The following is a 15,392-nucleotide window of genomic DNA, read 5'->3' as shown; positions in this document are numbered from 1 at the left end:
GGGCCTTCGGCATTCAGGGGTTTATATACAAACGCAGGAATATTCCTTTTTTTCCACCCACCTCGTCATACGTCTCATAATTAACGAGTTCCGGCTTTGGAAACAAGCTTGTATTCACCCCCCCAACTTCACTGGTTGTCCATCTTTTGCTTTTTCTTGTATTCAGATCAAGAGAATAAACATCACCAGGCGTTTCTGTTGTGTTCAGTACCATTGCTAACTCCTCTCGAGAAGGATGAAACTTGAAAGAATAGATCTGACCAATGGGTAAATTTGAAACTTTTTCATATTTATTAGACTGAATATCCATCAAATACAATTGGCTAAATCCATTTTCGTTTACAGTAAATGCGGCTTTTGTTCTTGACTTATTCATGGCTCCTTCCTCAATATCCCATGCAATATCTTCTGTGATGTATTCTATTTTCTTTGTGTGCACATCGTATTGAACCAGCGTATTAAATTCTTTTCCTAGGTTTGTTGTTGCATAAATCTTTTCTCCTGTTTTATCCCAGAAACTTGCTAAGAAAACCGCTTCTTTTTTGTTATCATTGATTTGCGTCAATTCTTCTGATTTTAAGTCCAAAATGAAGGAATTCGATTTTGTGCTCGATAAATACTGAATCACGATCAACTTACTATCATCTGGAGACCAATCTGTTGCAATCCAATAACCGCCTCCGCGATCAACTTTTATTACAGCTGTTTTGGGTGACTTCATATCAGATACATAAATATCAAAATCCTTCTTATTTCTTCTTGTAGATGTAAATGTGAACTTATCACCCTTATTTGACCATATCATACCAAAATTAACAGACTCTCCGTCACTTATCATTTCAGAAATTCGGGTATTCATATCATACCAGTAAATCTGAGAAAATTCATTTCCACCGATATCTTTTGTAAAGAGGAATCCATTATAATCTATAGATGGGCAAAAAGAACCATTATAAACAGGTTCATCAAAAAAGGATATTTGATTTCTAGCTCCACCTGGACTGTTTACCGTATGTAATTGTGAGGTATTTCCGAATCTCGTTGAAATTAAAATACCCTCATCATTTGGAAGCCAATCTGCAAAAGATGCTGATCTGGTACTTTGATACTGTTGTATTCTGGATTTGATTTCTAATGGAATTTCTGGTACATCCTCTAAGACCAAATTGCCAACCTCCCTACGATTTTGAGCATTAACGGAATTGAATAATGTTAATAATAGACAAATTGTAATTGCTTTTAGATGAAAATTGGAACATTTCATAATTTACAAGTTTAGTGTGTGTCATATTCTTAATATTGCCCATAACGATCTTGCTAAGTTTCCTGGGCTCCAGATAGCTATCGGGTTCAAGCGACTCACCACCCCATGAAATTCAGCTTTTATTAGCACAAGTTAATGACTTAAAAGACTATCAAGCTGAGTATATAAATTTACCCCATCACTTGGCCTCAGTGCTTTATTCTCAATTACAATCCCCTCTTTGTTTATTATCATATATTGAGGAATCATAGGGAAAAATATTTTTCGATTCACTAAATCAGCTTTCAGATCATCATTAAGCCTAAGATGATATCCTTTCAAATCATGTGATCTAAGAAATTCATACCATTTGCTTTCTTCAATATCCTTATCTGAATTTAGATATACAAGAAGTATATTTTTACTATCCAGGAATTGATTCAATCCGTCTCTATATTTGAATTCTTCCAAACATGGGGAACACCAAGTTGCCCACCTGTCAACATAAATTTGTTTATCATTTAGTAGGTCAGTAAGTTCATTTAAGGAATTTATTGGCATCTGTTTGTCAAGGATATAAATATCAGATGTTAGTTCCCAAGCTATCTTCTCATTAGACGTGCAACTTATTAAGCCAATAAATAAAATCGAGAATAAAAATTGTTTGATCATAAGCCTGCCTTTTAATAAATCAGATTGTTTTGTAATGTGTGCTAACGGACCGCGGGTATGATGCGTACTGCCATTTTTAATTTATATCTTAAAATACATCTAATTAGCAATCTTTCACCTTATAAAACGTTTACTATTGTCATAGACAATATCATTGTGATTCCTTATTCTTATCTCCTTTTTTAAACCAATCTTTTGGCTTAAAGTATGATTTATATTTTCTAAAAAGTTCTTTGCCAACCAATATTCATCCAAGCCAAAACATGATTTCACCAATAATTAGAGATATTGTTGAAAGTGTAATTTTGGTTTTACCTTCCATTTCAAGGAATGGAATTATTGCTATAAAAAGAAAAAATGGAATACAGAAAATAATCAAAAATATTCCTACTCTTGTTATCTAGTTTTTTTTGTTCATATTGTTTATGCTTGCTAAGGAGTCTTGCTAAGCCTCGTGGGATTGGGATGCTCGTCAAGGTCATGAAATTTCGTTTTTATTAGGCCCTGTTTATCTTATTTCTTTCATTTTTTGCTTCATCTGATTCTGAAAATAGAAATACATGAGAAAGTATAAAGGCATTCCTAAAAACAGATAGAGTAAAGCTCCTTCAGTTCCAAATTCTTGACCGATGGATATATAAAACTGGTTCTGGTTCATAAAGGATTTTATAAAAAAAACTAAAAAGAATATTAATGATCCAACTCCCAATATTAAAATGAGAAACCCAACCGATTCATTAACTTTCAAAATCATAGGACTTAGTAGATTTGTCAAAAATATTATTCCATAAAAAGCAAGGGTAATCTTAGAATTCTTTGTGAATGAATTATACAGATCTTCAGCGTTCTCGTATTTATTATTTTCAAAATTACCAGTCAACAGTAACTGTTCTTTTGAAATTCCTCTTTCTTCCAGAATTATTATTGCCTCTGTTCTCAAATTCTCTTCATAGTCATATTGACGATAATTTTTGACAACATCAATCAATTTATCACTATCGAGATTCTTAAGCCTGTCAATTTTATTCATAAGTATTCTGTTCTCTAAATGGTGCCTAAGTCCGAAATAACCAACATATGCTGATTATATCTTTCTAAAAGACCTTGTTATTACTAATAAGTGAAGGGATACAAAACCTTCTTGAATCCAAATGCCAATCGTGGAGAGGCAGCTTTTATTTTTTTAATATCAGTCTTAATAAAATGCATTTTTTTTAGCTTGAGTTTAAAATTTATTCTTGTTTTTCAAACCAAAGATTTCTTACCCTTCCATTAGAGACTAAAATGCCATTAATATTTCCGTCTTCATCTCTTTGGAACTTTGAGATGAGTAATGGCCAGTCTCCTTTTAAAATATCTTTTTTGATTCTCTTCATTTTAGAATCTCCATGACGGGCATGATGACAGAATAAGCTATCCTCATCCAAAGAAATGATATAAGTCGTTTCGAGTTCCGGGCTATAGAACTTCCCAGTATAAAGAACCAACTCTTCTTTACTGGGTTCAGTAGGATCAAAGCCTTGAGATATGATTGGAAGGTCATCATCAACAGTAACACGCATGAGTGACTCGTTTTCTCCCAAATCAAATTGGATTTTAAGATTAACATCGACCCCTAGCATCTGGAATTCGTTATTTCCAATTGGGACAATAGGACTTTCACTATTTTCTGAACGGAAGTATCTTAATGTGTCATTCTTTAAATAAATTTTACGCTCATAGTTTCCTGTAGCATTCCAGTACGATCTTTCGTATTTTACCAATGCCTTTTTCGAAAGGTTGATCGTCTTGACTGGCGCACTGGCAATGCTCTCCTTTTCCTTTCCATCCACGAGCAAAATTTCAGAAATCGCATTTGATTTTTGACCCGGAGAGGCTTTTGAAAAATTAGTTAGGACAACGATGCTTAACTCTTCTTCAGGGTAGGTCGTGACGATTGATCTAAAGCCTCCAATCCCTCCACTATGGCCAATGCTTCTGAGTCCATTGAAATCTCCAATAACAAGGCCAAAAGCATAGATGTTTTCTCTACCATTATTCAATGTATCGACCGTTTGTAACATATCGAAATGAGTTTCCCAGCCTGTTTGAGGCTCTTTGAAATTGGCTAACCATCTAAGTAAATCATCACTTGTAGAATGCATATTACCCGAACCAACGTAGCCCCAGTACTCTACAGCTCTTTCAAATTCGCCGCTTTCGCCTTCGTAATATGAGGTCGCATTATTGGCTACAATTCTTCTGTAATTATCCTCAACATAGGTGTTTTTCATTCCCAAAGGCTCGAATACGGTTTCTGTCATCCATTGGGGGAATTTTGCTCCGGTAACTTTCTCAATAATATTTACCATTAACATATACCCCGTATTACAATAAGCATATTCGTCTCCTGGTTTGAAATTCAAATCCTGCTGATTCTTCATAAATCTATTGAGATCCTCATTAGTTCTGGCGTCATCACTTCTCCAGCCAGCAAGCTCTAACATGGCATGAAGACTTCTTAAGCCGCTAGTATGGTGAAGCAAATGACGTATGGTAATTGTTTCACCAAAATCTGGTAATTCGGGTAAATATTTTCTAATATCATCGTCGATAGATAACTTTCCTTCTTGTTGGAGTACGACAAGTCCCATTGCTGTAAATTGTTTAGAGACTGATCCTGTGTTGAATATGGTTCCTAACGAATTTGGCACGGGGTACTCTAAACTAGCAAAACCATAGGCTTTCGAAAAAACTGTTTTTCCTTTTTGCATAATCCCAACTGTGCCACCCGGATGATTGGCTTGGTTCCACTTAAGAAATAAACTGTCTATTTTTTTATATTGCGTATCACTGATTTGAGCACTCACCTGAAGTGCAATTAAAAAGGATAGTAATATGAGCAGTGTTCGGGTTTTCATGATTTATATTATTTATCTATAAATATCATATTCAAGCTTACAGGCTATGCCCTTTTGTTGGATTTCTAATAAGCCGATTCATAAATTTAAGTCTTACAACTCAACATTCACAATCTTTTTTGTAAAACACTCGTAACCAATGATTAAATCCAGGCAGATTACCACCAGACTAAAGGCAGGATGAAAGTCACGCATGAACAACATTTTAGTGTTGAGAGAATTCCTTAGAGGAAGTTGATGTTTATTAATATTTAAAATAGAATTTAAGTTTTTATTTAAAGATCTAGCCATGAAATATTGAGGCATAAGAAAGGCTGCCAATCGTGTATTGGCAGCCTTTTGTTCTTTTCTGGAGCGGTTAGTGTATGAGTAATGACACGGTTTTATAACCAGTTATTCTTTATAAGAAAATATCAGTAAGACTTCATCATCCTTAATTTCATATTCGAAATCAATATTGATTTTTCTTGCCATAATTGCGACATGACCCCATAAATATCTTTCAAATTCATCAATAGTCACACCTAACATAGGTCCATCCTTATAGTATTTTTTATAGGGTCTATTGGATTTTGCAAGGATAACAGAATCTGATTCTGAAATAATCTCAAATTTGCCACCGGGATAGCTTGTTAAAACATAATGTCCAGTCTGTACTGCTGCGGATAATGTTTGGTCGTTTGGATACGTGAGATCGTGATGTTTACCAACAAATTTGGCAAAATCTTCAACACTTTGCCCCATGCTTTTCGCGTAAGCTATACCTGTACATATGTAATAATCAAGACGCCAAGCAGTATGACTATGTTTACTTTCAAGAGTTGTCTCTTGAAGTTGAATTTTGAAAGCTGAAGTATCTTGAGCGTAGCTTAAAACATAAAGCAGAAATCCAACTGATGTTAAAAGAAACCTATTAAGTGTTTTCATAGCTGGTATATTTAGTTTGTCCTAAGTTTTAATTGGCTATAACGGGTGGCACTATGGTTATGTTGCCGATTATTGACTTCGTCGTGCCCCATTTTGTTACGGTTCACAAAAGCTCATTGGCTCCTTCTGTTATTCATTACGGCCATGAGCTCCCTTTGGTCGGTTCAGTCGGTTGCGGGATTCTTCCTAGTCAAGTTAATAGAAAGTTAAATCTTTAACTGCATCGTCGAGTTTACTTAATGCGCTTTTAAGTCCCATTGCCTTATAAATTTAAATATTACAATTCATCATTCATATTTTTATTTGTAAAACACATGTAATGAGGGATTAAAATCAGGCAGATTACCACCAGACTAAAGGCAGAATGAAAGTCACGCATTATCAGCTTTTTAGTCTTGATAGGATTTATTAGAGGAGCTGGTGTTTATGAAACTTTAAAATAGGATTTAAGCTTTTTCTCTGAAGATCTAGCACCTGAAATCTTTAGGCATAAGTAAGGCTGCCAATCGAGGATTGGCAGCCTTTTACTTTTATTTGAGATAAAGTTTCTTTGCAATATTCTAACGAGATCCAACTCGATTTTCAGTCTTTTTTGGTCTAATGACTCTTATAGGGTCTTCAGGTTGAGGAATAAGATTAATTTCCTGGGTTTTCAATAATTCCAGTGCTACTTCAACAGCTTTTTCCAATTGAGGATCATGCCCTTCAAGAACTGATTTAGCATCTTGTTCCACCAGAATATCAGGTGCGACACCCATGTTTTCAACATCCCATTCACCTTTCAGATTATAGAAACCTCCTCGTGGAGAGGTTATGTAGCCTCCATCGATGAGTTCGGGCACATCCCAAATACCAACAAGACCTCCCCAGGTCGTTGTACCAACCATAGTGCCTATTTTGCGCATTTTAAACATATAAGGCAGCATGTCTCCACCAGAGCCAGCCATCTCATTAATAATCATAACCTTTGGTCCCCAAATACCTGCGTTTGGAGCCGTGAAGGCTTGTTTGTCACCAATAGGATTATTAAAATAACCTAGTAAATCTCTCGAAAGCAGATCCACGATATAATCAGCAATCAATCCTCCCTGATTAAATCGTTCATCGATTATGGCTCCTTTTTTATGTTTTTGAGCGAAATAATATCGGTTAAAATTAGCATAGCCTCCTTCTCCTGTATTGGGTAACCAAACGTAAGCCAGTTTTCCACCTGAGAGTTTGTCAATTTTCTTTCTATTGCCTTCAACCCAATCATGTTGTCTTAGCAAGTATTCACTGGCAACAGGGATGATAGTGAATTCCTTAGCTCCCTTTAAACTAGGGATATCATTTACGGTAATACTGACTTGTTTATTGGCTGTCTGATCAAAATAAGAGTACAGATTTGTAGCTGTATTGAGTCTGACACCGTTGACAGCCAATAGGTAATCTCCTGAAGATATATTAATTCCCGGGCCGCTTAAAGGAGAAGATACTTTGGCATTCCAACTTTCACCCGTGTAGATTTTTTTGATTCGATATTCCTTATTGACGATATGGAAATCGGCACCGAGTAAACCAATTGGGATTCTCTCTATCTTTGGGAAATCTCCACCTCCAACAAAGGAATGTCCGATTGAGGTTTCACCACCAAGAATATCAAGAACATAGCTAAGGTCTGAACGATGTTTTACATGATCAATCCAGGGAGAATAAGTTTTATAGACCCAATCCATATCCAGTCCATGAACATTATCCACATAAAAATAGTCGCGTTGATACCTCCAGGCTTCTCTAAAAATCTGTTTCCATTCTAATAAAGGATCAACTTTTATTTTAACGTTCGCTATTTTCAAACTTTCCTCAGTCGGTTTAGGCTTATCTGAAACATTAGAAATGACGTATTGTTCACTTTTTGTTACATAGTAATATTTTTCTCCCTTAGCAGATATCCCAAATTTGGTAATACCTTCTACAACTTTTTCCGATTCTCTTTTCTCAAGAGAAAATCGATGCAGGCTCAGTCCTTTTTGTTGCGGCACTTGCTCGGTATACATAAGGATACCATCTTTGGCCGTTTCCAGTTGAACATAGTTTTTTACAGAAAGTGGCAGCGCAATGATTCGTTCTTGCAGGCCATGGAAATCGATCTTAATATCTTTATCTTTTTTATCAGCTTCCTTGTCATCTTTATGGGCTTTTTTTTCCTTTTTAGACTTGTTTTTCTCTGGTTCAGGACTCTCTTCTTTTTCAATCTCTTCATCATCACTTTCCGGAGCCAATGGGGAGGCCTCTTCCTTCGACAGAACAACCAGATAAATAGAACTGTTTATGGGATGATCTAAGGATGACATATCAAGCCAACCCACATTCATACCATAGTCTGTACTTGCTTTAAAATAAATATACTTCCCACTTTTATCCCATGCAGGCATTCTGCAATCAGACATGCCGTCTGTTATTTGGTAGGATTTTTTCTGCTCAATTGAATAAACAAAAATAGCCGCATACTCATTTGTTAATCTCTTGGTATAAGCCAGCCATTTTGAATCGGGTGCCCATTCCCCAAACATCACATGTTCAGGATGAGCAAAACCTTCATTTGCTATTTCTGTAAACTGACCCGTGCTAATTTCTACTATCCACAAAGTTCTGTTTTCATTGTAAAAACTTAAATATTTTGAATCAGGCGACCAGCTGGGATGATAATAAAAGCTTGGATTTTCAATAGCAATCTTCTTTTTCTCTTTACCATATTGATCAGAAATGACCAATTGATATTCGCCCCCTTCGTCTGAAAACCAACTAATATTTTTTCCATCAGGCGACCAGGATACGGCTCGGTCGGCTACGGCCTGACTATTGGAGATATTTCTGACGTTTCCTTTTTTAAGAGGAATGGTAAAGATATCACCCCTGGCTGCTATAACTAAGCGTTTACCACTTGGCGAAATAGCTGCAGATGTAATATATTTGTCAACGGAACTCCAATGGGGGCGAGTCCATGGGAAATCTCCCTTTACATTAATGGTCAGTTTCACAGGTTTATTTGTGCCAGCATTTAGGGTGTACAAATACCCACCATTTTCAAAAATCAATTTGTCATTATGACCTTCAAGATTTTTGCAGTCAAACTCTGTAAAAAAGCTCACTTGTTTTAATTGTTTTGTTTGAACATGATAGGACCAAATATTCATGCCAAAATCACGATCTGAAAGGAAATAAATGATCTTATCCATCCAAACGGGGTCAATATCCCTACTATTTTTCCATGGCAATTTCTGTACCTCATAGGTTTGTACATCGAAAATTTGTAGTGCTTTGTTTTGTCCACCTCGGTAATTTCTAAATTCTGTTTCCCAGGTGAAATTCTCCTCATACACAAAGAGCTTATCATCAGAGGAAAACTTGCCATTTACCGCACTAGGCAAAATTAATAGCGTAGGCGTTGTACCTTTTGTTGAAACCTGCCATAATTGATTAGGGTATGGATAGGGTGCCTTTATACGACCAGAAGCAAAAATAACATGTTGCCCATCTTTTGACCAACCTCTTACTAAGTCAGCTCCAGGATGCCATGTTAACCTTTTGGGGTCACCACCAATGATGGGAATTGTATATACATCCGTGTTTCCATCATATTTTCCAGTAAATGCAATGGTTTGCCCATCGGGTGAAAAATGAGGATCGGATTCTACGCCTTCAAAAGCTGTGATTCTTTTCACATTTGAGCCATCAATATCGGCTAACCAAATATCTCCGGCATAAACGAATGAAATGTTTTCCTGGCTTATGGCAGGGTTTCTTAATAGTCGGGTTTCTTGCGCCAGGGCTGGGAGACCAATTAAAACAAGCCAAAGGCCAATAAAGAGAGACCAAAAATAATTTGATTTTTTCATATTATAAAATTTAAAAAATGACGAATAGCTTATTTCCAACAACTTTCCAGCTATTTATACTATCTCTTATTTTAAAACTTTTTTATGTAAACTATTTATGAATTGTCTGGGTGATTTGTGTTTCAACTACTCAATTTAAGTCTTTTTTGCTGGATCATCATAAAATATTTCTCAATAACTATAACCAGATGGCCTACATCCTTATTCCTTAAGTTATTATAAATACGATTTGTAATGCCAGGCGTGTATTTTACTAAAGATGAATCATTTGCAATAATGAAACTTTACTTTCGTGATGATAAAAAAAGCTACCAATATGGGATTGGCAACTTTTGATTTTTAGTAAGTTCTGTGAGAGCGGCAAATCAATTTCAATAAGCTTAGTATCGAGATATAGGAGGTGAATATACCATAGCTTCCTGTTACGTTTGAATGAAGATTAAGCTTCTTGTAGAATGGCAAATCCTCCCTGTTTTTTAAAGGCAAGCAGGGAACGTTCATACGCGTGGTAAACCTGTGTAATATGATACAATTCCACTTGATACTATTTAGAGCTTCAGTGAAATCGAAATAGGTATTGTAAGTAAAAAAGGAAATGACGTCTGTGCTTCCATTGAAATTATCATCTGAAAAGTATGACTATCCCGAAGCATATTTTGTTGAAACCCGATTGGATTCAGAGATAAATTACCATTAAAAACAATATCGTCACTATTGATACCTAGCGCCGAGTAATTGGAAACAGGTGGCGGAATACTTCAACAGGACGCCAGAGAAAGGTAATACGCAACAGGTTTCGCCTGACAGGCAGGCTTGTCTGCTAATAATAGATCAGTTTGAATTGTTCACGGCTTAAGCCTTTTATCAAAGAATCTGGTTCAGGCATTTCATAAGATAAGACTGATTACCAGCTGAGTGGATAAAATATCCCCAAGTCTAAACCTGCAGATAAGATATCTACACGAGCCAGGGGAAAACCCGACAGCGTCTTTTTAGTCCTGTTGGCGTTTCACGAATGAGAGCTTGAATTTATGAAAAGACTATTCAACAAGAGAATGGCAATCGCCCGTAAATGGTCCAAACCATGTAAACGATCCGTTTTATAATCAAATATCTTATTCATTTCGTATTATAAACACCTGATTTGAGTCATCTTGAGCTTAGACCTCTCTCCCTCCCAACAATTATCGGAAAAGGATCGACATACGTGCAAAACAGACAATTATCCATAGGTAATATTGGCACCTTTATATACCTATTTCAATGAATCTACACTCAACACCTTATCAAGATATTGCAAGTACAAAACCCCATTTAAGTGATCTATTTCATGTTGAAAAATAACGGCAGTAAAATCTTCAACCATTTCCACATGATGCGTTTTATCCATCTTGTCATATTCAATCAAAATAGCATATGCTCTTGAATTTAAAGTGTCCATTCGGTTCGGAACCGACAGGCAACCTTCTCTGCATTTTTGTTTCTTCCTCGAATATTGAATAATTCTGGGGTTTAAATAAACCTCAAAGGGAGATCCCGCTTTATCAAACCTTTGAATCCAAATAATTTGCTTTAAGACACCCACTTGTGGTGCAGCAATACCAACACCCGCCGACAGACTATCACGTACAGTACTATACATTCTTTCGACGATTCTTTTTAGGACAGGATGATTGAACTCTACTTTAACAGCGGTACTTTTTGTACTCAATAAGATTGAATCTGACTTTTTATTAATCTTAAACACACGCATTGGACTCAAGCTATCGCCCTGCATGATTAATGTTGTTTCTTCATCAGAAAAGGTATTTCTCTTGTCTGTTTTACCAACAATGTTTTTTGTACTAGAGCAACTGCTAATTAAAATAATCAGAATTAGGATGCTTAAATATTGATATCGCTTTTTCATATTTCACTATAACATTTATCTTCTTTTACACTTCAACTCCGCTCAGCGCAATGCATTTAATATTGAATCCTTTGTTTTTCGAACCGATAGGCATCAATAGCATAACAACTTAGTTTTTGTTAGCACCCTTATTTGCCTTCAATTTCACTTAAATTCCCATTTCTCCATAATAATGAAACATATCTGGTATCATCGTCATCAAAAGGCTCAAAATTTACTTCAAATTCATTTCGACTCACCTCATTGGGAGTTAAGGCAGCTAAATAAAATTCATATTTCCAATTTTTAAGTTTTTCATATTTCGTGCTAGTTTTCCTTAATTCATTGTCTACATTTTCAATTATTTGCTTCAGCTCTTCAATAATTCTATAAACTGATTTTAACTGAGAATCATAAGGTCCATTAATATTTCCTTCTAAAATAAAAACAGTCTTCTGTTGTTGATCAGGAAGAAGATGTTCACTTATCCACGAGCATTCAATTGATGGATCTTTTGATTTAATTCTACTTGAAAGTGTACCAATCCTTTCATCCATAATTGTGATCTTTTTACCAAATAATAGTCTTTCTAATATTCCCACTTTCAATTATAATTAATGTGCTTATCTCCCTAATACTTTAGCCAGACCATATTGATTCAAATAGCAGCCTATTCCTACGAACTATGGGTAATGGTGTACAAGGGTCTCGCTAGGTTTCAGAATCTAAGTATAGCTATTTTGAGCTCATCAATGCCTATGATATTTCGCTTTTGTTGTAAAGCGTTTCTTATTGTGTTCAGAATCGATCAAATGTGCTTTGCATATTGGTTAATTCTTTATCCATTTCAATGTCTTCAACATACCTGTCAAACCAGAAACGCCACATATTGTAATCATTAGAATTCCCCAAATTATTGGCTCATTCATTTCGTTTCCAATAATTATTGTCAGGGGTAATACAATATCAACTAGCATTATCAATCCGCCAAAAATAAAAGTCAATACTTTCATGGTTTTATTTTCATACAGAAGCGGAATTAAAATTGGGATTAGTGATACTGCTATCCATATTGAAGCTGTATTAAAAACTCCAATTGTCATTTCAAGAGGAACAATAAACAATCTTATCACATAAATCATAAAACCTATCAGCAATACTAAAAATGTCATAGAGATTCTGATTCTCTCAAATTTCACATCTCCCATTATTTCTTATTCTTTTATAGTTTTTGTTGTCCTAAAGTATTTATACGTTTGAGGCAGAAAATCACTAGACTCTTTCATTATTAAACTGTCAGAATCAAGTTTTATAATTTGATATTTTCTGTTTCCTAATGTCAAATCATTTGCTTCAATTTGGTATTTTGCTTCATATACTCTCTTACCTTGTTTTATTTTTATGTTTGTCTCATCTTTAAAACTGAGTAGTACTTCAATTTTTTCATTGTTGTTATTTCCTCCAATTATTATTTGAGGTTCTTTATTGACTTCCTCAACTCTTTCCCAAGTACCTATAAGTCGAATTTCTTTTTTTTGACCATATGTTACAACCGCTCCTAATGCGATGAAATATATAATTATGAATACTCTAATCATTTTCAGTTTATTATTTATTCTAGACCTTAAAATCTAAATTGTAGTTATGTGTCTTGTTAATGTTCGTTAAGATAGATCCTTTACAAAAGTTAAAGATTAGACTTTACACTAAATTAGTCTCTAACCTTGTTGATGATTCTTTTGATCTTAATTGATTTTCATTGAAGACATATATTTCACATTTATACTTACCCAAGCTTAAATATCAAGTATATATTTTACATTTTTTTGTATAAAACGTCTTCGAACTAATAGTGTTGGCTTAAAAAATTCTGCTTTTTTATTAACTTTTGATTTACAATCTAAATATGGTATTATTATATTATAGAAGGGTTCAGAACCAATTTCGATTAGTTGTTCTTTTGTTACATTTAAAATAAAGATTGTAGAATAAATACTCACATTAATTGTTGTTAATAGATCATCCCCTTGCCTATCATAATCTGTCATAGATCTAACATCGGTCATTTGCAAGTCTACAGTTTTGCCAGTCTTAGACAAAAATGTTACCGCATTTGCTTCGTCAAAACATATATTCATACGACCCTCAATTTCAGGTGCATTTAACTGCAATTTAACAAAATAGGTAGTATCTATCGACCTTATAACTTTTTCAAAGGAAATCCCTAAATATAATTCTCCTTTAAAATCATTAGAATATCCATAAACATACTTTGTTTTTGATTTAAATTCTTTTCTGTTTTTTTCGACTGTCTTTGAAAAACAATTGATTGAATTAACAAGAAAAATAAGACCAAGAATAAAAATAATCTTCTTCATTTTATTGATTTAAATTTAAGTTTTATTCATAGTTAATCACAACCTGTGTGTAAACGTAAATCTATACGTTCATTTCACTTATCTATTTAATAAAATTGCATCCACCAACACATACAGGCCTGATAAACACAAGTTCTGCATTTCAAGCCTACCAATTTATGAAAATTAGAAAGCAAATAATAAATTAAGTTAGCGTAATGTATGCAGCATACATAAAATAGAATAAGTCTATATAATTATGAACACTAGTCTTTTAGGAATAGATACACCCCTCTGTATCTCCTCTGAAGGGGAGAATTAAACCCCAGCCCGTCTAGCAACTCCACTGAACTTGCAACAAGAACGAGTACAATAACTTGACAATCATTTTTTCTATTGTAGAAAGCCACGACTCCACTCGGTCTCCAATCTATGATGGATCTTTTTTCAATTCTATTACATCATAATAAATCAGCGTCGAAACATTTTTAGAATTAGTGATCATTAGTGGTTTAAATATCTAGATGGGAAACTCCTGAATAATAAAAGCTTTGCAAGTCCTCTTTCTGCGCAATCTGCGGGAATTCAAATTAGTCATACCCTGATATTTACAACTTACCAATAGTCAGAGCATGACGGATTTATTAAGAATTTTAAAAGAGGTCGTATACCTCAAAACTAATCTTGCCCTAAGCCTCTCTTTTTCGTAACTTTACAATAGAGCCCACCTCCCCTTACATAAAGTTTGTCAATCATCTAAAAACAAACCTTATGAATCCTTTAATCCTTTTCAGCCTTGGTATTGTTATCTTCTTATTAAGTGGTATCAGAATCATTTTCGAATACAAAAGAGCCTTGAAATTCCGTTTCGGAAAATACATCAACACGCTCAAGCCTGGATTCAGGTGGGTGATTCCTTTGGTAGAGACTATTCAGATTGTAGATATCCGTGTGATCACCATCAATATCGACTCTCAGGAGGTGATGACTGAGGACAATGTGCCTTGTAGTATCGATGGAGTTGTCTTTTTTAAAATAGACGATCCGGAGAAAGCTGTTTTGGAAGTTGAGGAATATAAGTTTGCCATTATGCAACTGGCTCAGGCCGCCCTTAGAGATGTTTGTGGTAAGGTAGAACTGGATACCATCCTATCGAAACGTGAAGAGATGGGCAAAAACATCAAACATATTGTCGAGAAGGAAACCCAGGCATGGGGTATTATCATTATCGACGTAAAAATTAAGGATATTCAATTGCCCGAAAACATGAGACGCATGATGGCTAATCAGGCAGAAGCTGAACGTTCTCGTAGAGCACGAGTTATTCTTGCCCTAGCTGAACAAGAAGCTGCAGCAAATCTTTTGAAAGCTGGTAAACTTATCGATCAATCACCTTCAGCTATTAAGCTAAGATTGTATCAAACTCTGGCTAATATAGCCGCAGAAAAGAACTCAACTATCCTTTTCCCTTTCCCAGAGGAGGTTTTACCAAGAAATACAAAGAAGGATGAGTAAGTAGGATATCGA

12 protein-coding genes are annotated in these 15,392 nt (G+C 35.0%); 1 reads left to right on the top strand and 11 read right to left on the bottom strand.

Features of this window, described 5'->3' with window-relative positions; translation table 11 throughout:
* Positions 1–13: 13 nt before the first annotated feature.
* From ACXR6G_RS05610 to ACXR6G_RS05560, 11 genes are all read right to left on the bottom strand, one after another.
* Positions 14–1,264 (bottom strand): DPP IV N-terminal domain-containing protein, encoded by a 1,251-nt coding sequence (locus ACXR6G_RS05610; RefSeq protein ID WP_458360423.1) that lies wholly within the window; start codon positions 1,262–1,264, stop codon positions 14–16.
* 132 nt (positions 1,265–1,396) lie between these two features.
* Positions 1,397–1,915 (bottom strand): TlpA family protein disulfide reductase, encoded by a 519-nt coding sequence (locus tag ACXR6G_RS05605; protein ID WP_458360422.1) that lies wholly within the window; start codon positions 1,913–1,915, stop codon positions 1,397–1,399.
* A 508-nt stretch (positions 1,916–2,423) separates the two neighbouring features.
* Entirely contained in the window at positions 2,424–2,945 is a 522-nt protein-coding gene (locus tag ACXR6G_RS05600; RefSeq protein ID WP_458360421.1) for a hypothetical protein, read from the bottom strand.
* Positions 2,946–3,147: 202 nt separating this feature from the next.
* Entirely contained in the window at positions 3,148–4,815 is a 1,668-nt protein-coding gene (locus ACXR6G_RS05595) for a serine hydrolase domain-containing protein (protein ID WP_458360420.1), read from the bottom strand.
* Positions 4,816–5,208: 393 nt separating this feature from the next.
* Positions 5,209–5,742 (bottom strand): hypothetical protein, encoded by a 534-nt coding sequence (locus ACXR6G_RS05590; protein WP_458360419.1) that lies wholly within the window; start codon positions 5,740–5,742, stop codon positions 5,209–5,211.
* 560 nt (positions 5,743–6,302) lie between these two features.
* On the bottom strand, positions 6,303–9,620 hold the full coding sequence (locus ACXR6G_RS05585; protein WP_458360418.1) for a S41 family peptidase: 3,318 nt from the start codon (positions 9,618–9,620) through the stop codon (positions 6,303–6,305).
* Positions 9,621–10,875: 1,255 nt separating this feature from the next.
* Positions 10,876–11,529, bottom strand: a complete 654-nt coding sequence (gene def / locus ACXR6G_RS05580; protein WP_458360417.1) for a peptide deformylase — start codon at positions 11,527–11,529, stop codon at positions 10,876–10,878.
* Positions 11,530–11,657: 128 nt separating this feature from the next.
* Complete coding sequence (locus tag ACXR6G_RS05575; RefSeq protein ID WP_458360416.1) at positions 11,658–12,110, bottom strand: hypothetical protein; 453 nt, start codon at positions 12,108–12,110, stop codon at positions 11,658–11,660.
* A gap of 228 nt (positions 12,111–12,338) precedes the next feature.
* Entirely contained in the window at positions 12,339–12,716 is a 378-nt protein-coding gene (locus ACXR6G_RS05570; protein ID WP_458360415.1) for a hypothetical protein, read from the bottom strand.
* A gap of 6 nt (positions 12,717–12,722) precedes the next feature.
* On the bottom strand, positions 12,723–13,106 hold the full coding sequence (locus ACXR6G_RS05565) for a hypothetical protein (RefSeq protein ID WP_458360414.1): 384 nt from the start codon (positions 13,104–13,106) through the stop codon (positions 12,723–12,725).
* Between the two features lie 198 nt (positions 13,107–13,304).
* Positions 13,305–13,886, bottom strand: a complete 582-nt coding sequence (locus ACXR6G_RS05560; protein ID WP_458360413.1) for a hypothetical protein — start codon at positions 13,884–13,886, stop codon at positions 13,305–13,307.
* Between the two features lie 750 nt (positions 13,887–14,636).
* Between ACXR6G_RS05560 and ACXR6G_RS05555 the strand changes: the two genes are divergently transcribed.
* Positions 14,637–15,380: an SPFH domain-containing protein gene (locus ACXR6G_RS05555; protein ID WP_458360412.1), complete on the top strand. Its 744-nt coding sequence runs from the start codon at positions 14,637–14,639 to the stop codon at positions 15,378–15,380.
* Positions 15,381–15,392: the final 12 nt, after the last annotated feature.

This window comes from Ancylomarina sp. YFZ004 (assembly GCF_054254355.1).
Note: the sequence above shows the minus strand (reverse complement) of the source record. Positions and strands in the feature narration are given on the sequence as shown.